Annotated in this window: 16 protein-coding genes; 3 read left to right on the top strand and 13 right to left on the bottom strand. The window is 45.0% G+C overall.

Annotated features, from left to right (window positions below; translation table 11 throughout):
* Positions 1 to 51 precede the first annotated feature (51 nt).
* The 9 genes from M1L62_RS16450 to M1L62_RS16410 all read right to left on the bottom strand — a co-directional run bounded on the left by M1L62_RS16450 (position 52) and on the right by M1L62_RS16410 (position 13800).
* Positions 52 to 1155, bottom strand: a complete 1104-nt coding sequence (locus M1L62_RS16450; RefSeq protein ID WP_254560698.1) for a Fic family protein — start codon at positions 1153 to 1155, stop codon at positions 52 to 54.
* Positions 1156 to 1254: 99 nt separating this feature from the next.
* Positions 1255 to 2505: a sulfite dehydrogenase gene (soxC, locus tag M1L62_RS16445; protein ID WP_254560697.1), complete on the bottom strand. Its 1251-nt coding sequence runs from the start codon at positions 2503 to 2505 to the stop codon at positions 1255 to 1257.
* A gap of 54 nt (positions 2506 to 2559) precedes the next feature.
* Positions 2560 to 3156, bottom strand: coding sequence for a c-type cytochrome (locus M1L62_RS16440; RefSeq protein ID WP_254560696.1), 597 nt, complete (start codon positions 3154 to 3156; stop codon positions 2560 to 2562).
* A complete protein-coding gene (locus M1L62_RS16435) occupies positions 3149 to 4807 on the bottom strand; it encodes a hypothetical protein (protein ID WP_254560695.1) in 1659 nt (552 codons plus the stop codon). Before M1L62_RS16435 ends, M1L62_RS16440 begins: the two co-directional genes overlap by 8 nt.
* A gap of 39 nt (positions 4808 to 4846) precedes the next feature.
* Positions 4847 to 6226 (bottom strand): DoxX family protein, encoded by a 1380-nt coding sequence (locus M1L62_RS16430; protein ID WP_254560694.1) that lies wholly within the window; start codon positions 6224 to 6226, stop codon positions 4847 to 4849.
* Positions 6227 to 6244: 18 nt separating this feature from the next.
* Entirely contained in the window at positions 6245 to 7591 is a 1347-nt protein-coding gene (locus tag M1L62_RS16425) for a RagB/SusD family nutrient uptake outer membrane protein (protein ID WP_254560693.1), read from the bottom strand.
* A gap of 48 nt (positions 7592 to 7639) precedes the next feature.
* On the bottom strand, positions 7640 to 10654 hold the full coding sequence (locus M1L62_RS16420; protein ID WP_374760307.1) for a SusC/RagA family TonB-linked outer membrane protein: 3015 nt from the start codon (positions 10652 to 10654) through the stop codon (positions 7640 to 7642).
* 491 nt (positions 10655 to 11145) lie between these two features.
* Positions 11146 to 12876, bottom strand: coding sequence for a tetratricopeptide repeat protein (locus tag M1L62_RS16415; RefSeq protein WP_254560691.1), 1731 nt, complete (start codon positions 12874 to 12876; stop codon positions 11146 to 11148).
* A 444-nt stretch (positions 12877 to 13320) separates the two neighbouring features.
* Complete coding sequence (locus M1L62_RS16410; protein ID WP_254560690.1) at positions 13321 to 13800, bottom strand: cupin domain-containing protein; 480 nt, start codon at positions 13798 to 13800, stop codon at positions 13321 to 13323.
* A gap of 108 nt (positions 13801 to 13908) precedes the next feature.
* On the opposite strand from M1L62_RS16410, the gene M1L62_RS16405 reads away from it, so the two are divergent.
* The 3 genes from M1L62_RS16405 to M1L62_RS16395 all read left to right on the top strand — a co-directional run bounded on the left by M1L62_RS16405 (position 13909) and on the right by M1L62_RS16395 (position 18052).
* Positions 13909 to 14286, top strand: a complete 378-nt coding sequence (locus M1L62_RS16405) for a winged helix-turn-helix transcriptional regulator (protein WP_254560689.1) — start codon at positions 13909 to 13911, stop codon at positions 14284 to 14286.
* A 109-nt stretch (positions 14287 to 14395) separates the two neighbouring features.
* A complete protein-coding gene (locus tag M1L62_RS16400; protein WP_254560688.1) occupies positions 14396 to 15535 on the top strand; it encodes a helix-turn-helix domain-containing protein in 1140 nt (379 codons plus the stop codon).
* 138 nt (positions 15536 to 15673) lie between these two features.
* Positions 15674 to 18052, top strand: a complete 2379-nt coding sequence (locus M1L62_RS16395; protein WP_254560687.1) for a TonB-dependent receptor — start codon at positions 15674 to 15676, stop codon at positions 18050 to 18052.
* Positions 18053 to 18064: 12 nt separating this feature from the next.
* Here M1L62_RS16395 and M1L62_RS16390 read toward each other — a convergent pair whose 3' ends face one another.
* The 4 genes from M1L62_RS16390 to M1L62_RS16375 all read right to left on the bottom strand — a co-directional run bounded on the left by M1L62_RS16390 (position 18065) and on the right by M1L62_RS16375 (position 22660).
* On the bottom strand, positions 18065 to 19228 hold the full coding sequence (locus M1L62_RS16390) for a glycosyltransferase family 87 protein (RefSeq protein WP_254560686.1): 1164 nt from the start codon (positions 19226 to 19228) through the stop codon (positions 18065 to 18067).
* Positions 19229 to 19364: 136 nt separating this feature from the next.
* Positions 19365 to 20120, bottom strand: a complete 756-nt coding sequence (locus tag M1L62_RS16385; RefSeq protein WP_254560685.1) for a LytR/AlgR family response regulator transcription factor — start codon at positions 20118 to 20120, stop codon at positions 19365 to 19367.
* Positions 20121 to 20131: 11 nt separating this feature from the next.
* Complete coding sequence (locus tag M1L62_RS16380) at positions 20132 to 21217, bottom strand: sensor histidine kinase (RefSeq protein WP_254560684.1); 1086 nt, start codon at positions 21215 to 21217, stop codon at positions 20132 to 20134.
* Positions 21218 to 21256: 39 nt separating this feature from the next.
* Positions 21257 to 22660, bottom strand: a complete 1404-nt coding sequence (locus tag M1L62_RS16375) for an efflux transporter outer membrane subunit (RefSeq protein WP_254560683.1) — start codon at positions 22658 to 22660, stop codon at positions 21257 to 21259.
* Positions 22661 to 22663 lie beyond the last annotated feature (3 nt).

The raw sequence follows: 22663 nt of genomic DNA, 5'->3' as shown, positions 1-22663 counted from the left end.
TAAAAGAAAAATTTTGCGTTTCGCCATGCAGTTTCGACAAAATTGGTTTTGTTACAATATCAACTCATAACGAATACTCCTGCCTCCCCCGGAAGCTTCAAAAACGCCAATTTCAACAAGCGCCTGTAAATCTCTGGTAGCGGTAGCCTTTGAAGTTTTTGCAACAGACATATATTTTTTAGCAGACATCCCTCCTTCAAATCCTTTAAGTCCCGCTTCCAGCATCTTTTGAATAACCTTTGTCTGCCGGTCATTTAGTTGCGTCTTGTGACTATCAAAAAAATGTGTCTTTTGTAAGGTGAAGTCAATCAACTGCCGGCTTTCTCTTTGCGCCAGCAAAGCAACTTCTGCAAAATAGCTAATCCATGGTGTGATTTCGTTCCCTTTTTGAGCCTCTTCCAATGCCGAGTAATATTGTTTTCTGTCAGCTTCGATAGTCCGGGACAAACTCATCATCACAGGCCTTCCAAGCGTTTGCGACAATGTTTTTTCAGCAATAGCCCTGCCGATCCGACCGTTCCCATCTTCGAAGGGATGTATTGTTTCAAAATATAAATGGGCAATGGCTGCCCGAACCGGAGCACTGCTTATGGGTTTTATGCCATCCGGTGCTGTTTCGTTAAACCATTGGATAAAGCGGGTCATTTCACCAGCAATCCGTTCGGACGGCGGCGCCTGAAAGTGTATTTTCTCTTTGCCTATACTTCCTGAAATAATCTGCATCGGTGCCTCACCAGACCGCCATTGCCCGATTCGAATGCGCAGCGAACCACCCAGCAACAACTTATGCCAGTCCCATAGTTTTTCAAAAGTCAGAGGTTCCTGATACGTTTTTCTGACATCAACCATTAACGCTCCGATACCCTTTGATTTTTGGTCACGAACTGGCTCGTTGGTTTCATTCAGGCCCAGGTTATTCCGAATGGAAGACATCACATCCTGCCTGCTCAGAAACTCACCCTCAATTTCAGAAGTTTTGATAGCCTCAGACAACATTACTTCCAACAGTGAAGCTTCCCGTACCTCTGTGGGCAATGATTTCAGAATGCCGGTAATCTCACCCGTTTCAAGAGCAAATGCATAAAGTCGCGTTTCGATATCGGCCAGTGAATATTTAAAATCTGGCCAGTCCGGTAGTTCCCAATTGTATGTCATGAGCCGATTATCATTTCTATTTGGCTCAAATATAATAAAACTATGAGCCGAATAGGAAAATTATTCGGCTCATAGTTTTATTTATTCTTACAAAGAAATCTAAGTCGCTTTAAACAACACTTGCCCGTCACCCTGAATATACCAGGCTGTAACCGGATTAAAGTGATAACCCATGTTCCCGCCACGCGCCGCCAGCAGATCTTTCAGGAAGGGTTGTGTATAACCGGTTTCATCAACCGTGCGGCTCAATATTTCAGTCGGCTGGCCGTTCCAGTTCCATAAATACCGGAAAGCTGTATGAGCCTTATCCAAAACAGGATCCTGCAAAGCCGCAGGCTGCCAGCTTTTTCCGGCATCTGTGCTAACCTCTACCCGCACCACTTTTCCTCTCCCACTCCATGCAATACCCCGAATTTCAATCCAGCCTTTTTCCACCCTGTTCGGATATGACGGATAGGTAATGATGGAGCGTGCATCAATCGTAAAACTGAATTGTCTGATTTTCCCGCCACCGACGGCTTCCGTATATTTGGAAGTTTCCTGTCTGGTCTGATAAGGCTGGTCCGAAAGCTCTATTCTTCTGATCCATTTTACATTTATATTTCCCTCCCAGCCCGGCAAAAACAGTCGAACAGGATAACCCTGCTCAGGCCTAATCGCCTCACCATTTTGCGCATAGGCCAAAATCGCATCTTCCCAGCCCTTTTGGACCGGTACACTCCTCGTCATCACGGCCGCATCTCCACCTTCTGCCAGAAACCATGTGGATTTGGGATCAACGCCAACTTCCCGGAACAAAGTCGAAAGTTTTACGCCCGTCCATTCACTCTGACTGGTTAAGCCGCATATCTGCTGCGGCGTAATTTTACCGTCAGCAGCACCCCGATAATTTCCGGAACATTCCAGAAATGCGATTCGCGAAACCGATGGAAAACGTTTCAGGTCAGCGAGGTTAAAAACCATGGGCTTTTTAACCATGCCGTGAATGACCAGCTCATATTTCGCCGGATCAATAGCCGGAACGCCGTTATGATTTCGTTCAAAATGGAGATCAGAAGGCGTAATGGTACCAAACAAATCCTGCAAGGGTGTTCGCGAAGAAATATCGGAAGGGGCCTTAACCGGTTTTTCAAAAGGCGATCGTGTTCCCAGCGTTCCGGGAGGGACACCGGGAACTTTGGTCGGATCTTCGATCCAGAGCAATTCAGACTGCGTCAAAGCGGCCTGGAATGATTTTCCCGAAGCAGTTTGTGCTAGCACCACCGCAGCCGTAGCCGCACCTCCCAAAAGCGTGCGCCTGCTGATTTTTTTTTCTGTTATTAAAGACTTATCCTCTTTTTTATCACGCATCACGATGATTCGAATTCATGTAAAACTGGTTAACGCGGATCAAACGATCGCGAATTAACGTACCTCTGGCCCGTCCTTCCGGTCATCAGGCACAAAAAAATCACGGGCCGGCATCACAACCTTGGGCAATGTTTTAGCATCGATAACTTCCTCTGCCCTGATCAATCCATTTTCATGAAGCAAAAACGCAGTCAGGTCATACACTTCCTGATCCGTAAGCGAGCCAGGCTGGTTAAACGGCATCGCGCGTTTGATATAATCAAAAACGGTAGTCGAATAAGGCCAATAGTTGCCAATGGTTTTATTCCGGGCTTTCACCTTGGGGTCAGCCGGATTTTTAATCACCACCAGCTGGTCATTGGGACCTTCAATACCTGTGACTCCGTGGCACCCTGAGCATTTTGCGGCATATACCAGCTTACCCTTCGCAGCTTTTCCCGAGCCGGCCGGCAAGCCTTTTCCGTCAGGACGCACATCCGTATCGAGTACGGCAATTTCCCTGTCGGTTGCAGGTCTTCCAAACCCAAAACTTTTGGGATAATCAAGCGTGTCAGCCAGACTACCCGAATTGTGGGTAGTCTGGCTTTGTAACGATGTGAATGACACCAGAAAAAACGCGCAAATGGATACAACTAATCCTGACCTAATCATATTTCCCTGCATCCAGCGTACTTTTTGGCAAAACATAATTTTTCTTCACGCGGTCGAGTACCACGTACAGCGAATCTTTATTCTGATCAATTCCCTTTAAAATGACCCGCGAGCCATCCGTGGTGGAATAGCTCAAAATCATACGGTTTCTTTTTTCGTTTTTAGGCGCCTCGGCAAACTCTCTGTCGCGACGTGTCGACGCCGCGCGCGGATCAATTTTGGAAACCTCGTCGCCGATATTAACCAAAGCCGCTTTGCTGATCCAGTTCGGATCCGGCTGATCTTCCGGTCTGAGTTTTTTCTTGCTCGGTTTTTGCGCTCCGCCGGATAAATCGGTGGCATCACGTGCACCAAGTTCCCTGCCTGACGGTGCCTTAAATTTATCCTGCAAATAAAGAACATGATCCACCGGATCTCCGTAATAATGAAAAACGCGCTGCCCCCCGCCGGTGCCAGTCAGTTCAAAAGTCCGGCTGAGGTCTTTCATCGGCGCACCTCCCCCGTTTGACAAATCAAGCGGTGTTGGCTTGTTAACCTTGAAAGTCAGTGTAGTCCATTTTTCAAAAGTTGCCCATTGCCATCTGACAGTGTCCTGCGGCGAATACGGTATCACCTTATTGTTCAGGCGAAATTCCGTCACATTATAGTTACCACGCAACTCTTTAATACCTGCGGTCGACGGCTGCTTGTAAGGATCGTAAAGAAAATTTACCAGAGAAAGGTAAAAAAACAGAAACAGGAAAATGCCTATTACAGCCGATTTAACACCAATACGGGCATATTTTTGCCAGGCCTTTGAAAAAACAGGATAGTAGTTAACCGGAATGGTAAGCCGCTCCAAAACAAACAGACTGTATAAACGCGGAATGTCCTGCACCATCAAAAACGCCGACAAGATCACAAAGTAGGTGCTGTAAACATGAACGCCACCGTCATAAGCAAAATTCACGTAAACGATATCGCCAAGTGCACCGAAAAGCAACACGGCACCCAGAAAAGTTGTTTTTCTAAAAAACAGCAACACGCCTCCTGCAATCTCCACCACACCCGCGAAAACCTGATACCAGGGTACAATCCCTACCGATAACCAGTAAATTTTTTGCAAAGTAAAATCACCGAAATCCGTATTGAGCAGTCCCAGTGACGGATAAGGCATTTGTGTTGGGAGCAATTTTGTAAACCCGAAACCGATGATACCGATACCTGCGCGGTAACGGACAATCGTACGCAGCCAGTAATTTAGCCTGATATAATTTTCAGGATCTTTTTTGGCAACTTTGGCAATCAATGTCCAGACAGCGGCTATAACTACCGCAAAAATAAGCGTGATCACATAGGTTGCGTATCCGTTAAGGCTGCTGCCGAAGAGGGTCCTGCCGAAAATTTCCAGACCAGAGCCAAACCTTGCCACATCGTAAGGATCCCGGTAATGCAGATTTGTCCAGTCGATTGAAAAAACAACCTTGTACCATTCCGGATTCCATGGAAGCGAAATACTTACAAAGAAGACAAACGCCACCCGGAACAGGATTTTCTGCCATTCAGGCCAGGAAACCTGCAACGGATTATTTTTACCCTCCGTTTTCGGAGTGTTCCGGACGCCAGACAATTCTTCTACCAGATCAGCCGAATTACTATTTGAAGTTGACATAATGAATATTGTTTATCCTTTATTTGATGACAGAATCATTTACAGTTTCGGACTTCCTCTTCTGCCGAGCTTTTTGATTTCGGTCTGAAGGTATCTTTTGTTAATTTTTTCAAGACGTACATACACTGAATCCTGATCCGCATCCAGCCCAGAAAGAATAATGGTAGCTGAATCCGGACGAGTATAATGCAGCTGAAATTTATCCGACGGATAGTTTTTGTTTCTGTTTTCCAGATTTAACACGCCTGCCTTTTCATCAACTTTATAGCTGTAATAATGCCGTCCCGCAGAACCCAAAAACTCATAAACCCTGTCCTGATCATTTTCTTTGATCTCTTCAATATTGGTCGAATCGATGATCACCGGACGGTTGGAACGGATACTTAATGTTGCCCAGTCTTCGAAAACAACATCCTTCCAGCGCACGGGGTCAATTGGTGAATAAGGCACAGTCTGGCTGTTGATCCGGAACTCAGCCACGTTGTAAATTCCGCTGGCCTTCGTTAGGCCTTTCGTTTTCGGATATTGATACTGGTCGTCGTGATACCCGTTTCTTGTCTTAAAGCCAAAGAGAATGACAAAGAAAAAAATGAAAAATGTTTTTAAACCAAGACGACCGTATTGCGCCCATTTTTGAGAAAACGAAGGGTTAAACCGGTTTGGAATCGTTGGTTTTTCAAGTGCCAGCAAACTGTAAAATCTTGGCGCATCAAACGCAAAAAGGAACAACGCAAGCAGTATCAGATAAAAACTGTAAACAGCCTCTCCGCCACCATAAGCAAGATTTGAAATAAAAACATTCCCTGTGAACGGAATGATAATCAGCGTTCCGATGGAGGTTGTTTTTCTGTTTAAAAGAAACAATCCGCCAAGGATTTCAACCAGCCCCAGAAAGGACTGATAACCCGGTACAACGCCCAGTGTCAATGAAAATATTTTCCAGTCTGAGAAATCGCCGTACTGCGTATTCAGGTTGCTGATGGACGGCAGCGGCGACTGAAGTGGAAAGAATTTGATCAATCCATACGCAATTAACCCAATCGCCAGCCTGTAACGGACAATGACGCGGATCCAGTAATACAAGGCATTGTATTCCTTTTTCTCCCTGTCGGCCGAGCTCCATACCAACCCGCCAATAATGGCCAGAACAAGTAATCCAACCAGGTTTAACCAGGTATTTTGCCCGAAAAACTCCGGCGAATAATGGGCAAGATTGAAAAAATCACGATAATGCAGATTCAGCCAGTTGATCGAAAATACTGTTTTATAATATTTCCAGTCTAACGGAACAGCCAGCAAAAAGAAGTAAATAAAGGCAATCCGAAAAGCTGTTTTCTCGACACCGGACCATTCCGATCGAGCATTCAGTTCCGCAGATTCCCGAAAGCCGGCTGCATTTGACACTTGTTGCGTTGCCATAGATTAAGGGTTTAAGATTTAATATCCAGGATTTTGTTCCAGTGCTTTATCAGTCTGAAGCTGCGTCGAAGGAATCGGCATCAGATATCTGTTTGGATCTGTGATGCTCAGTACCGTAGCCGCGCGACCGGTGCGAACCAAATCAAACCAGCGGTGAGGTTCCAATGCAAATTCGATCTTCCGCTCATTTTCGATGGCAAGCAAAATATCCTCTTTGGTCGTTGCCGTACTGGCAGAAAGGCCCGCTCTCGTGCGGATAGCGTTCAAATCAGTGGCGGCGTCTGCAAGTTTATCCTGCTGGGTGCGCGCCTCTGCGCGGATCAGATACAATTCCGCGATACGGATGACGTACGAAGGATCGGAGCCCGGTGAGCGATAATACAGATTTCCATACCACCGTGACTGATTGTCTTTTGCCACCAGTGTGCTGCGGTTTCCACCTTTCGCCGGATCGTTAGCCAACGCTACAAAGGCATCATTTGGAGCCCACTGCCGCGTCCCTCCGTTTGTTTGCGGCTGCCATTGTCCGCGATGATCGTTAATTTCGGAAGTTCCGTTATAGAAAATTTCAAAAACCGACTCCTGGGTTCCTCTGACATTGTTCGCAAAAAATGCGTTGTACGGTGTAAGCAGTTTGTAATTAGCAGCATCAGAAATAACCTTGGAGGCATATTCCTCTGCTTTCGCCCAGTCTTTTTGGTACAGATAATAACGGGATTTCAAAGCCCAGACCGTCTTCCGTGTTGCATGATAGCGGTTAACCGTCTCTGCCAGTAAAGGTTCGGCCGCATCCAGATCTTTCAAAACCTGAGCATAGGTTTCAGCCTGGCTACTACGTTTAATTCCCGAGTTATCCGATGGTGTCGCCGTCGGTTTTGTGATCAAAGGAACACCGCCCCAGGTTCTTGCCAGGTCAAAATAAGCGAGTGCGCGGATGAAATACGCCTCCCCCACAATCGGGTTTTTCAGCGCGTCGGTCAATGTTGGATCTGTCACAGCAGGCACTTTGGCAATCAACTGATTCGCCCGGTTGATCGTTGCATAAATGGCAATCCAGGCCGAGCTTACCGTTGCATTTTCCGCATTCACTTTGTGGTTGATAAATTCCTGAACCTGGGATTGCGAGCCCGTCCACTGAATGTTATCACCCGATAAATAACCGATCGACTGGAAAGATGTACCGTAATAATTTGCATTGGCCAGGGCGTTGTACACACCACGCAAAGCCGTTTCTGCGGAAGTTTTATCGTATATGGTCTGCTCGTCGGAGATCGATGCTTTCGGTTCAACATCCAGGAAAGAATCACAGGAAGTGAGTGCCGATAAGCTTAGTGACAACGCGAGTAAGTAATTTATTCTTTTCATGTTTCTCATGATAGGTTTGAGAATGGTATTTAATGGCTGCTTTCCTGATTACAAAGTGATGTTCACACCAACCTGCACCGAACGGGGCTGCGGAGGCGTACCCAGGTCTATCCCTTGCTGATTGGCAGCGCTGCTCGCACTTGACTCAGGATCGAGACCGGTATACTTGGTAAAAGTCAGCAGGTTAGCTCCCTGTGCAAAAATGCGGAGCGTTTCAACTCTGAGCTTACTCGTGAAGATTTTCGGAATTGTATAACCGATATTCAATGAACGCAGGCGCAGGAAAGAACCGTCTTCCAGCCAGCGGCTTCCACCGTCGCGGTAGTTGTTCACGTTAACACCATCCGGTCTCGGAACGTCGGTAATATCGCCTGGTTTCTGCCATCTGTCGTTGTTGCTCGCAAAAATGACACGTGCCGCATCACGGGCACCGCCGCCTTCGCCAAAGAATTTGTTATGGTTGTAAATCTTGTTTCCGTATTGAAAAGCAAAAAACACGCCCAGGTCAATGCCTTTGTAAGTGAAATTGTTGGTAATACCGCCAAAGAATTTCGGCCAGATACTGCCAATGATCTGGCGGTCGTCCACTGTAATTTTCCCGTCTTTATTGACGTCTTCATAAACGGTATTTCCTGTTTGGGAATCCACGTAAAGTTGTTTGTAAACCCAGAAAGAATAAAGCGGAGAGCCTTGCTGTTGCAAGATCAGATCGCGGCTTCCGTAGCGAAGCGGGTTGGCAAGTTTCTCAATGTTATTGACGTTTCTTGCCACGTTGAAGTTGGTAGTCCAGGTGAAATCTGATTTTCGGATATTGGCAGTCTGGATCGCAAACTCAAATCCCTTATTGCTGATTTCAGCTGCATTGCTCCAATAAGTATTAAAACCGCTGGTTCCAGGCAATGCCACCGTCAAAAGTCCATCAGAGGTATACTTGCGGTAAGCATTAAGTTCTAACGTAATTCTCTGGTCAAACAAACCAAGATCCACCCCCACATTCACCTGACTGGTTTTTTCCCATTTCAGATTCGGGTTTGCAAGCTGCTGCGGTGCTATTCCTGGCAAACCTTCGTAGGAAGAACCACCCGCCCAAAGTCCGCGCGCTGCAAAATCTCCAATTCCGTTCTGGTTTCCGGTGATACCATAACTTGAACGAAGTTTAAGATCGCTGATCACTCTCGAATCTTTCAGGAAACCTTCCTGCTTGATCCGCCATGCCGCGCCGACAGCCGGGAAATATCCCCATTTGTTATCTTGTCCAAAACGGGACGAAGCATCCGCACGTAAACTTATGTCTACCAGGTATTTACCGCCGTGATTATAATCCGCTCTGGCGAAAAAAGAGGTCAGCGTATTTTTACTCCAGCTTTGTGAGCTGGTCGTGGTAGCCGCTGATGATATCTGCGTGAAAGAGTTATTGGCAAAACCTCTTCCTTCCGCCGCCGTACGCGCCGACACCGAACTTTGCAGCGTATTTCCGATCAGAATCCCGAATGAATTTTTCGCTCCTAAATTCTTCCGGTAAGAAAGGGTCTGTTCGTTAATCCAGGTCGTATACTGGCCGATGCTGGATGTCGCAAGACCACTTGGGCTGCCGGCGATCAGGTACGTATTCCAGTACTCCGACTCGTCGTAGTTATTGTAATCAATTCCAAAGCTCGATCTGAATTTCAGGTTCGGGAGCAGGTTCGCTTCCAGATACAAGTTCCCGATGTAACGAAGGCTGGTCGAGTTTACATCGTAGTATTTCAATAGCAAAGTCGTGTTATCAAATCCGGCACGACCTACGAGTTCACCGTTTTCATTGACCGGCGAAAGATAGGTTGGCGTATGCAATGCCGCCTGTAAAAGCCCACCAGCAGGTCCGTCCCCCGCCCTTGCCTGGTTCCGGTACGTGCGTGAAAACGTATTACTTACGCCTACCGTCACGGCGTCGTTTACCTTCTGATCAAGATTTACTTTAAAACTGGCTCTTTGAAAAGTGATCGGTTTTAAAATCGATTCCTGACTGTTATAACCTCCTCCGATGTAATATTTTGTCGTTTTTGTTCCTCCGCTTAAAGAAAGATCATAGTTTTGAAGCTGTGCGGTTTGAAAAACCTCGCTCAAACGATCATAAGTTTTCTGCTCCTCGGGCAATCCACGGCCACCTTCCGAAACCGGACGAAACGGTCTGTTAGCCTCATTACGGTTTAAAGATGGCGTATCTTTTCCGGTATTGATCCACCACTCGTTGACAAGCTGTGCATGTTCCGGGCCTGTTGTCAGGTCCCAAAGTTTGGCTGCTTTGGCCCAGCCTTGTGAAGTGCTGAAATTAATTTTAGGTCTCTGGTCAAAATTACCACGTTTGGTCGTAACGATAATGACACCGTTGGCACCACGAGAGCCATAAAGTGCCGTCGCTTCCGCATCTTTCAAAACCTCAATACTTTCTATATCCGACGGGTTGATATCGGCAATCGGTGAAGTAGCTTTTCCTCCCGTGCTGAAAGTCTGGTTACTGGTGCTATTGATAAAAACACCATCCAGAACATACAGCGGGTCATTGCTGGCATTGATCGAAGTGGCACCACGCACACGGATGTTAATCGCTTCGCCAGGCACACCCGTGCTGCTGGATATCTGAACACCGGCTACTTTCCCTTGCAGCTGAGCGTCAAAACTTCCCGTAGGAATTGATTTTGTTTCAGAAGGATCTATTTTGCTGATGGAGCCAATCACGTTTTTACGCTCCTGCGTGCCGTAACCAACTACTACAACTTCGTTTAGTAACTTATGATCGGCAGCAAGCGCCACGTTGATAACACTCCGGTTTCCCGCATTGATTTGCTGCGGTTTATATCCGATAAAGGAAAAAGTCAGCAGTTCATTAGGCCTCGAAAGCGTTATCTTAAAGTTGCCATCCACATCCGAAACAGCTCCCTGGCTGCTGTTATGAACCCGTATGCTCACGCCGGGCAAAGGTTCCTTATTTTCATCCGTGACTTTCCCACTCACGGCCACCGAACCGGAGCCGCCTGATTGCGCTACCGCGGTAAACTGCCATGTGGAAAACACCAGAATCATAGCCAAAATCCCTGCAATTCTGGTAAAAACAAGATCTCCGGAAAAACGAGATCTTGACTCATTAGTAATAAAATACATACATTTGACTGATTTAATTTAGACGATTGAATCTACTCCGCTCTGCCTGATTCGATGTACCAGATCGAATTGTTTGGCAGAGCGGTTCTTTTTATTAGTTATTCCTTTTGATTAAAAATTAAAATATTTATTCTATAAATTAAATAGAGATTATCAAAACAACGATCCAATCACCTTTTACTATAACTTGTGATACTTGTAAAAAAGCAGGTGTTACAATAATTACTCTATCAAATCAATAGACAAAGTAATGTTATTAATTTTTAAACCCAAAGCATTTTCTTTACATTTTATAAAAAAGAACAAAACAACGGAACAAAAACAACTCATTATCAGCAAAGTAAGATTACACCTCCAAAAATATTTGTTTTGAGTCATCCCGCTGTTTTTTCTGTTATTATACCACAAAAGGGTTACAAGGGATACAACCCGTTATCACCAAACTTGATGATCTCCTGCAATTCAGACGCGTATTTTTTCGCTTTTTCTGTATCTCCTTTTTTCTTGTAAACTTTGTAAAGCCCCCACAAAGCATTCGCACTGTTCGGGCGTTTCTTGGCCAGATCTTCATAGGCTTTAACCGCCTTGTCGTATTTACCGGCTTTCAGATATACTTCTCCCAGGCTGATCAAAACAGGCCGCGCGTAGGATGGCGGCTCGCTGTAACCAAGATCATGTTCCTTTTTCTGGGCAACGGTAAGAATGCGAATCGCTTCATCATCCTTGTTTTCAAGGCTTTTGATAAGTCCCTGCAATTCCAGCGAAGCAACATTGAGATCACCCAGGCGTCTCGCCGCAATAATTTCATCTCCCGACGACTGCATGCTGTTGCGGTATAAATGAGCATCCAGTGCATCCGAGTATTTCTTTGCTTCGTCAACTTTATTTCTTTTTACGGCATCCATACCCAGCGCAAAAAGATATAAACCATCTTTATAAGCAATCGCCTTTCCGGTAAAAATACTATCACGGTCATTGATCAGTTTCAAACGGTCCGCTGCTTTTTTGTAATAACCAAAACACAACTCCATTTTCGCCGGTGCCACAATTCCCTGATAGAAAAAGCGACCTTCATATTTAGCCTTCCGTTCTTTCGTTACCGGCATATTCTGCAATTTCTCGGCATAATACAAAGCCGTTTTATAGTGACCGTCCTCGGCACAATTCGAAAGTAAGTAGTTGATATTGTGGATATAATTCCAGGTATCTACTTCCGGAATTCCCTGTTTTTTCATATAAATAGAATCCACCACAACCGCGGCTACAAAAGCTTCGTGGGCTTTCTGATATTGTCCAAGTTTGAAATAAACGTGCCCCGGCATGTGTACCATGTGCGCCGCACCAGGTGTCAGCTGCTTCATTTTTTCAGAGCTTTTGATGGCTTCGTCGGGACAGCAGTTTTCCATTAAATGGATCCAGTAGTGATGTGCACCTGCATTATCCGGCTCCGCTTTCAAAACATCACGCAGCAGATATTCACTGTAAATCTGCCCTTCTCTGGGGTTAAGGTCAACATCATAACCGGTCATTTTGCTTAATGCCAAAAACAATTTTGCATCCACATCCTGCGGATATTTATGCACCAGTATTTCAAGTTTTTTCTGGTATTCTTTTTTGCTGCTTTCGCCCGGAGAATCACGCAGCAGAATCGCTTCGGCATAGAGCTTTTCGTGTTCATCGGCCTTGCCCTTTAACTCTTTAAGCTTTTTTACAGCCAATTTTTTGTCATTGTCAAAGTCCGGACCTTCCGTCGCGCCGATGGCGCTGTACAAGCCCCAGTATGGCATAATAGCCGTGGAATCCTGACGAATGGCTTCCTTAAAAGAACGATAGGCTTCAAAATCCCAGAAGTCATGCAGCAATGCTACGCCCTGGCTGAAATACTTTTGAGTAAGCTCCGACTTGGTTGTGATCTTTAAATTCGACGTACCAATACCTTCCAGAAACTGCGCCGGCGGAAGGTTGTGCACATAAGCCGTTTCCTTGCGATAAGCCTGTATGTGATCCAGGTGATTGTGCGCAAATTCATTCTCATCCACATGGCTGGCGTGGTCGTGCCCGGAACTTTGCGTCTGTCCCTGGCGATCACGTTGTGCAAGGGTATTCATCGAAATAAGGCAAAATAGCAAAAGAGGAAATTTCATACTTTTAATTAAAACAGGGTTTCATGGTGAGCGTTGAATTTAGATTGAGCGATCAGTCCGGATGGAAATGTGCCACAGCCTGAACATCTAACGATTTAACATATACGTCGTACCTTATAAATGACAGAAACAGCAGAACACGGATGCGTTGAAAAGTAAAGCAGTAAAGTCAAAACCACATTTTTCCCGCAGCCCGCAAAAAAACCGGCCGACGAATAAATCGTATCCATAACAGAAGTCAATGTTAAATCTATCCGGACTTACTGGTGGTAATAAATCAGAAGAATTAATCTATAAATTTGATAGACAAAGTAAAGTATGATTCAGCGCAATTACAAACAATTTTTAATTTTTATTAAAATCTGTTTGTTCAAATAATACAAATCAGCGTGACCAGCTTCTGATAAAAGCCAGTCACGCTGATCGTTTACTAATTATCCTCCGTTACACTTTCGCTTTCAAAAGAACGGCGAGCTGTATACATGGAAAATCCGACCGGTTGCTCCACGCATGGTTGGTTGCGCGCTGAATGACGATGTCACCCGCCCTCAGCAACGTATCCCCTTCCTCCAGTATCAGATGGATTTCACCGGAAAGTATGACGATATAGTCCAGCGTATCCGTCTGGTGCATCAGCGGATGTGGCTGGCCTTCCTCCCACTTTATTCCTAAATCTTTATCGGGTGGGATATGCACATATCTGAAATACGACCCATGATCAGGCGTCACCGGCATGGCCGTATTTTTGACATAAGCCTGTTTTTTCAGGTCAACCGGCATGCTGTCCGTTGCCCATATATCAGAAATAACCAGTCCCGGAAAATCTTCGGAGACGTTCGTCACCATCGCATCTTCCGTGATAGTTGACTTTCCCTCTTTGATTCCCGTAACCACGCGACGGGGAATTTTTGGAATTTGATTCATATAATTTGGTTTATTAGCTGTTCGCAGACGGTACAAAACTAAAAACACAAATGCCTACATTTGCTATTGGTTAACTCTAGGTTACCAACATTTCAACCTCACTTCCTCATGACGTCAGATCAGAAAACAGACGAATTGCCCAAGTCAAAATGCAAACAGGAATTGCTCGCACTACACGATAGCCTTGAAGTTCTTGGCGGAAAGTGGAAGCTGCAAATACTAGTTTATCTGACAAACAGAAAAGATCAGGAAAATAATTTCACCAGGATAAAACGCGGTATAGACGGCATTTCAGCCAAAATGCTCGTCAAGGAACTTCGGGATCTGGAAACAAATTTGCTCATTACACGTGTTGTCCAAAACTCCAAACCGCAAACTGTAACGTATTCCATTACCGAATATGGGCAAAATGTACTGCCCGTGACCAATACGCTGCTAAACTGGGGACTGGTTCATCGCGAAAAAATTAAAAAGACATTGGGCTAGACAACCAGCGCTGTGCCAGGCTAAATCAGAAACCTAAAATCCTTTCTTACATTTGCTACACAACGCTCCTTCATAACCCAGCGAAACCTGACCCTGCCTGAAAAAACCGATGGATAAAAATAATTTGATAGGTATTATCGCCCTGATTGCCGTTTGCATTTCACTCCTGCTGGCTGTTTTTTTGTTAACGGTGAAGTCGAAAAACAGGCTTGGTAATACACTCCTGGCCGGTTTTATTATTCTGAACGCGATTGATCTGAGCGGATGGTTTACGGGAGGTTTTCTGAGCAGTCATTTGAATTTGTACATTTTCAGAAATTCACTTTTCTACCTGATCAATCCACTTTTCTATCTCTATGCACTCGCAATTTGTTTCTCCGATTTTAAGCTGAAACCAAAACATCTGCTGCACGCCATCCCTTTTCTGGCCTACAATGCGGCTATGCTGCTTGGATTTTATTGGGTTGATGAACAAGCAAAACAGAGTTTTCTGGAAAGTTTTTCTCAAAATTCATTTCCGCTGTACGAGAATATCCTGAGCCATTTGTTATTCATTTTTTACATCACCGGTATTTTTCTGACGCTGCAAAAATACCGTAAAATATATCTCGAAAATTACGCCGATTCGACCACCATCACTTATCAGTGGCTTTTTCAGCTGACCGTTGTGGATACCGTAGTCCATTCCATCGTTATGGTGAAGGATTTTCTCGGATTTACGCAGCAAACCGATATTTTCAATGGTGCGCAGATCATCGTGGGTATCAACGCCGTTATTATTTTATGCTGGTTTGTTTTAAAAGCGTTGTATAATCCTGACCTTTTCAGAGGTGTGGACTCCCGCATACAACCCGTTGTAAACTGGGTTTCTGAACAGGCCGCTGAGACTGTATCGGAACGACCCGCCCGGTCAGCGAAAACCCGCGAAATTCAAAACCTCCGGGATTTCATGCAAGCACATGAGCCTTACCTGGATTCGACCCTTACCGTGCAACGACTGGCCAATCAGATGAAGGTACCCGCGCGGGATCTGTCGATATTGATCAACCACCACCTTGACCAGCATTTCTTCGATTTTGTGAATGAATACCGCATTCAAAAAGCCATGAAAATCCTGAAAGACCCCGCCCAAAAAGAGATGACGGTACTGGAAATTCTTTACGAGGTAGGTTTTAATTCGAAATCGTCTTTCAATACGGCATTTAAAAAATATACCGATCTAACGCCAACCCAATATAAAAATACCTGATTACAAGAAACTTATAAAAAAGTCGTACGTCTCGTTTTAAAGTCGAACCATTTTCTGTCCGGGAAATCAGTTCGACTTTTTTTAATCGGTCGCATAGCCTTGTTTGAATATCCACCTTTGGAAAAAAACAAAAACGATATGACCAGAATAATGCTACTCGTCCTTTTACTCTGCCCTTTCTGTACCAATGCGCAAATTATTTTAAAGGGAAATGTCCGGAACAATTCCGCACCGGTTGGCTGGGCCAGCATCCTACTTTCCAATCAGCAAGGGACAATGATAACCGGCGAGATCGCGCGGGAAGACGGCTCTTTTGAGCTGTCAGTTAAAAAAGGAACTTACAAAATCAAAATCAGTTTCCTTGGGTTTAAAGACTGGCAAAAAGAAATGACGCTGGATACGGATACCGATCTGGGGATAATCATATTGAGAGAAAATACGGATGAACTTAAAGAAGTTGTCGTTACAGGCAGAAAAAACCTGATCACCTACCAGCCCGACCGTCTGATTTTTGATGTAGAAAGCAGTGTTTCAGCAACCGGAGGAAACGCCATCAATGCGATCAGCGCTGCCCCGGGAATTGTCATACAAAACAATGCAATCACGATGCTGGGAAAAGGCGCATCGCAGGTTATGATTGACGGGCGAATCCTGGAATTGTCCGGTGAAGAGCTTGTCAGTTATCTAAAATCGATCTCTGCCAGCGATATCAAAAGTGTTGAGATCATCACCAATCCGCCGGCAAAATATGAAGCAGCCGGTAACGGCGGACTGATCAATATCATTTTAAAAAGAGGTGCCGCGAATTCGTGGAAAAATACATCCGGTCTTTCATTTGATCAGAACACCTACCGTAGCTACGCGCTCAGGAATAACTTTCTGTACAATAGAAACAAGTTCAGGTTTGCTCTAAGCGCCGGCGCAAAGCTCGGATACACGAAAGTAAAGCAGGATCTGAACATTTATTATCCGCAAGGTCCGTGGGAGGTTCGGTATGCCGGGAAACAAAAGGAAGATAATTTTTCGGGCAGAATAGCGCTGGATTATGATATCACTCCGAAAACAACGTTGGGCATTCAATACCTTGGCAATGCCGGTTATCCCGGCAGCAACGACCTTACAAAGATCTTCGTCAGAAACACAGGGAACAGCCTCGACTCGTCTTTACTGAACATTGGAAAAAGAGACCTCAACTCCGTAAGTCATACCTACAATGCACATATTGTACAGGTACTGGATACGCTAAACCGAAAAATTTCGGCTGATTTCGACTACTTTACCTACGAAGCTAAAACGGACAACAACTTCGTCGCCACTGCTTTCTCTCCGGCGATGGAATTCCTCAATATCAATCAGTCGGCCAGAAATATCTCCGATCAGCATGTCAGCAATTTCAGCGCAAAGGCCGATGTGGAGTTTCCGCTCAAATTCGTCAATTTGTCCTATGGAGCGAAGGTCAGTCTCATAACCAGCCGGGCCGGTATTCTTTACTACAACACTATTTCAGGCCTGAACGTATTGGATAAAGGCCGGTCAAACGAATTTCAATACCGTGAAACCAATCATGCTTTTTACATGAATGCTGATAAAAGTGTCAATCAGAAATTAAGTTTTCAGGTGGGTTTGCGAGTTGAAAATACCCGGACAAAAGGTTATTCATTCACCCTAAATCAAAACAACCGGAACAGTTATTTGAAATTGTTTCCAACCCTGTATGTTTCCTATGTCAAAAATGAAAATCATAGTTTTTTATTGAATTACGGAAAACGAATCAACCGGCCAGGTTTCGGTATTTTAAACCCGTTTCGTTCCTACCTTAACAGCAACAGCTATTCCGAGGGAAACCCTTTCCTGCAACCTTCATTCAGCGATAATTTTGACTTTACGCATGTATACAAAGGCATGTTCCGAACCAACATTTTTGTCAATATCACCAACGACGGTTTTGGCCCCGTATTCACTTCTGACGCGCAAACCAATACCCTGGTTATCAGCAGACAAAATTACTACAAGGAACATTATTATGGCATCGGAGAAAGTTTCTCAACCAACATAACAGCCTGGTGGCAAAGCCAGCATGCTGCTTATTGGTTGGGTTCGAAAAGCAGGTTCACCAGTCAGATCGACGCCAAACCGCAAAACGGAGCACAGATTTATCTCTCGACAAACAACACCTTTTCTCTGGGGAAATCCAGCAAACTGCAAGTTGATTACCTCTACGCATCCAAAACCAAAAGAGGATTATACGAAACCGGCTACATGTCAGGACTTAATATCGCCTTCAAACAAAATTTATTTAAAAACAATATCCAGCTTTCACTGCTCGTCAACGACGTGTTTAACACCGCGTATTTGAAAAATTACACTTCCGTCGTCAACGGCATCAAACAGGTTTACGATGAAAACAACAGTAGTCGGTTTTTCAGGCTGTCGCTGACATATAGTTTCGGAAACAACAAGATCAGTGTTAAACAGAGAGATTTTGGGAATGACAATGAAAGGAGCCGCGCGGAATAATTACATTTCCGGTTAATCCGGCAACGATGCGCTTTCCGAATCTTTAAGAAGCAGCTGAATCTGCAAGACAAGTAATATCACTACGCAGGGCAAAGTTTTGGCGACTAATGAAGGAATGAACCCGAACGGCCAGGATGGCGGATAAATATCTTTATGTGCGACGATGCTTAGAAAAATAAAAACAATCGCCAGAGCCTGCGGCCAGAGTAGGCTGTTGTGCCGGTTGACCAGATAGAAAATCGCCACACCCTGCGCGGCAATGATAAAAGTAGGTGGCTCGGAAGCATGATTGAAGACAATAACCCACAAAGAACAGTACGCCAGCAAAAGCAGTTTTCTGTTTTTTGAATAAGTTCCGCCACGTATCAGATTCGTCAGCCAGGTGACGGCAAACAAAAACAGGCCTATAAACTGAACATTGGTCACATCTTTATCACTTAACGAATTGTCAGCCAACTGTATGATTCCCATGATCGAATACCCGAAATTGACCGCATGGTCGCTTGTCAGGCAGTTGAACCAGTCAATATACAGCTGAGTGAAATATTCCGTCCCGACAACGGGAAGCGGCAAAAATGCGAATAACAGCAGCCACATGATCGAGTACAAAATGTATTTCCACGGCCTTGGATAGAAGATAAAAAGCGCGGCAAATATCAATCCATACCCTTTTATACAAAAAGCAATAACCGGAAAAATGGCAGCCCACCAGGGTTTATCCTTTTCCAGAAACATGAAAGTAAATAATCCCAGTGCAGCAATGATCGAATTCGTCTGTTGACTGTGTAATGTCGTCGCCAGCTCGATCAGCACAAACCACCAGAAAAAAACCTTTTCGTTATCAGCGATCGGCAGCCGTTTAATCGCGTAAAAAATAATAAGCGCGCAGCCAATCGTCCAAAGCACCAACGATACCGGAACGGGCATCAGACTAAACGGACTGAAAAGCAGACAAAAAGTGGGGTGATATAAAAAGATGTCGTTGTACTCGCCAGGATACGGGATGAAAAGATTCTTATGATCAAGAAGATGAAAAAAAGACTGCCGAAAAATGACCAGATTATTAAATCTTCGAGGCCCCTGAAAGTAGAAAACCAAGCCGATTATGATACTCATAATCCAGTAGAAATACAAAATCACTTTCTCTTTGGCGAGAAACTTTAAAGTCAAATTCATTGATCCGAGAAGGTAGTCAGGCCGCAAATATAGCAATATCGATGAGCTCCGACAGGCAAAAATTTACAATCGATTAATTTTAATATTTTCTTAATCGCTGACGTGTCGCAGCCTGCCGATTGTGCCGGTTTCTCGCCTATCTGTCGAGCCATGCTTTAAGCAAAGGAGCTTTTTCTCTGCTTACCAATACCTCGTTATCAGTATTTCTTTTGAGAATTATTCTCAATTTTCCGTTAAAATCATTTTGGATACTTTCGATACAGTGTACACCCACGATCACCTGGCGATTGGCCCTGAAAAAATTATCCGGATCAAGCTCGTCTTCCAGATCCTCCATGCTTTGCGGTACCGTTTCAACCGTTCCGTTTTTCAGCACAAGATGTGTAAGCTTGAATTCAGAATAAGCCAGGTCAATATCTTCAACCGAAACTGTCTTAAAACCATCATAACTCGGCAACAGAAACCTTTTCCGATACACCTGATTACGTTCTTTAAACACCTGAAGAAGCTGCAAAAGGTTAAAATCAACAGGCGAATCTGCCACCGGCCTGACTTTCTGCAAGGCAGCGGCCAGCTCATCCTTTTCGATCGGTTTGAGCAGATAGTCAATGCCATTTACCTTAAACGCCCTTACTGCATATTCATCATAAGCCGTTGTGAAAATAACCGGGCAGGACACGCTTGTCTGGGCAAAAATATCAAAGCTGAGGCCATCTGCCAGCCTGATATCCATCAACACGACATCAGGTCTGGGATTTTCCCTAAACCAGATCACACTTTCCGTTACCGTTTCCAGCACCGCAAGTATCTCCACCGAGTGCAGAACCTCTTTCAGGATACGCTGTAAACGTGCTGAGTTAAGCTTTTCATCTTCTATGATTAATATCTTCATCTTGACAACGATTAAAAATCAATCAGCGGGAGCACTACTGAAAACTGGTCCGTACTTCTGATCACTTCGGGGAGTTTACTTGATAAAATCCTATATCTGTCACGAATATTTTGCAGCCCCAGATGGGTGGATGGCAGCGCATTTGCAATTGGCTGAAGATTGTTAGTGACCGTAATAGTGCACTGGTCGACCGAAAAAATATGGATCGTCAGCGGTTTCAGTGAAGTCGCAATGTTGTGTTTGATCGCGTTTTCAATCAATAACTGGACAGTAATAGGCGGGATTGACTTGGTCATAATCGCCTCATCCAGATCGATGTTGACGCGGACATGATCACCATGACGAATCCCGATCAGATAAACGTACGCGTTAACAAAAGTCATCTCGTCTTTCAGTTGTACCAAATCACGTTTGAGGTTTTGTATCATATAACGGTACACCCGCGACAGGTTTTCAAGAAACAAGGCAGCAACTTTCGGATTTTCATTGATCAGCTCTGATAACGTGCTGAAATTGTTGAACATAAAGTGCGGGTCAAGTTGCAGTTTCAGCGATTGCAACTCGGCCTGCATCGCAATTTCCTTGAACTCCAACGTTTTAACCCGTAAATCCGAAGCTTCCGACATGGAAGTTTTCCACCGTTCCAGCAAATAATAACCGGTATGTACGGCGCTCACCATGACAGAAACCAGAATGGTCACCATAAAAAACTGCCATAAACTCAGCCGTTCCTGCGCAGTAAAATTGACATTGCCATAAATCGCGATAAATATCAGATCCTGAATAAACAGCAAAACCCCTACCGAAATGATGATCAGAACGGTTTGTAAAAAAAACCTGATCAAAGAAGATCCGTACCAGGGAAAGCGATTTTCGAGCCAGTAAGCAATACCGGTGCTGGTTTCGATAATGGCCCAGCTGAGGACAAGATTCAAAAAAATCTCAATAAACAGATCTTCAAAACTCCTTTCCGTGTAACAAGTCCAGGTCGCATTGTAGGGGTCCATCAGATAGGCCAACAGATAGATCAGCACCACCACAACCAGTATCAATACCAGCCGCAGGTAACGGTTGTGCTTCGAATTTACTGTTTCCATACCCCTTTACTTAAAAGTCTTCTGTTCAAAATACCTGCCCTATTTCCATCCACCGCCAAGCGCACGGTACAATTCTATGATCGCCCCGGCTTTTTCTCTTGAAAGCTGCGCCACATTCAAACGCGTCTGCAAATAACTATTTTCTGCGGTTATAATTTCAAGATAATTTACCATACCCGTACGGAAAAGAATCTGGGCGGCATCAATTCCCTCCCGCAAAACCTCTTGTCTGTTTTCGGCAGCCTGTGATTGTTCGTTCAGTTTTTGGTTCATAATCAGAGCGTCTGAAACCTGAGCATAACCCTGCAAAACGGATTGACGGAAACTGATCACCGCTTTTTCACGCTCGATCTGCGCCTGCTCATATTGCGTATTTAACTTCCTCCGCTGAAACACCGGTTGGGTCAAACCACCAGCCACCGTTCCAAACAAAGCTCCCGGAATACTGAACCAGTTGGATGCCTTAAATGAATTTAAGCCTCCCGTAGCCGTGATGGTGAGCGCCGGATACATCGACGCCTGACTTATACCTACCCTTGCATTGGCAACTTGTAACCCCAGCTCAGCGGCATGCACGTCGGGGCGGGTCGACAACAGTGAAACGGCATATGCCGCCCTGGAAACATCACTGAACTCATCAGATTCTCCGGGTTGCCGGGTAATTTTTTTGGCATAACTCCCGCAAAGAAGGCTCAAAGCATTTTCCTGAATAGCGATGCTTTGCTCAATCTGCGGCACCAGCTGACGAGTCAGTTCGAGCTGTGCTTTCGCCTGTTTGATGGCCAACCCATTGGCTTCGCCCACACGGTACTGCGCGTTGGTAATCGCCAAAGTGCTGTCACTCAACTGCCAGCTCTGGCGGGCAATTTCCAGTTGTCTGTCCAGCATCAGCAAGTTATAATAACCATTGGCAACATCCGCCACAACTTGCGTCTGAACGGCCCGTTTCACCTCCTGGGTTTGTAAAAGGCTGGCAAGCGCCTCTTCCTTTTCTCTCCTGATCCTTCCCCAGATATCAATTTCCCAGCTCAATCCCAGCGACGCGCTGAAATCTTCCACGCTCCGGGAACCAATAAACTGCTCGTTCCCAATACCGGCCAAACTGTTGGCGGAAGAAATATTATGGTTTCCGGTAATCTGCGCATTCAGGTCCGGAAGATAATTCAACCGCACCTTTTTCAGGACTGTTTGCGCCGATTCAATGTTTTTGATCGCAATCTTCAATTCGTTATTCTGCACGATGGCCGTATCGATCAGTGCCTGTAATGTGGGATTTTTGAAAAAATCCTTCACATCGGGCAAAACACTCATTGTGGTATCAATCTTTACCCCGGCACGAAACTGCCCTGGAATATTCAATTCCGGTCTGGCATAATCTCTGCCCACGCGGCAGGAAGTTACCGCCAGAACCACAGGCAAAACCCAATATTTTATTTTCATCATCTT

Origin of the sequence: Dyadobacter diqingensis (assembly GCF_024220585.1) — a bacterium.
GTDB classification, from domain to species: Bacteria; Bacteroidota; Bacteroidia; order Cytophagales; family Spirosomataceae; genus Dyadobacter; species Dyadobacter diqingensis.
This window is presented reverse-complemented; position numbering and strand designations above follow the sequence as displayed.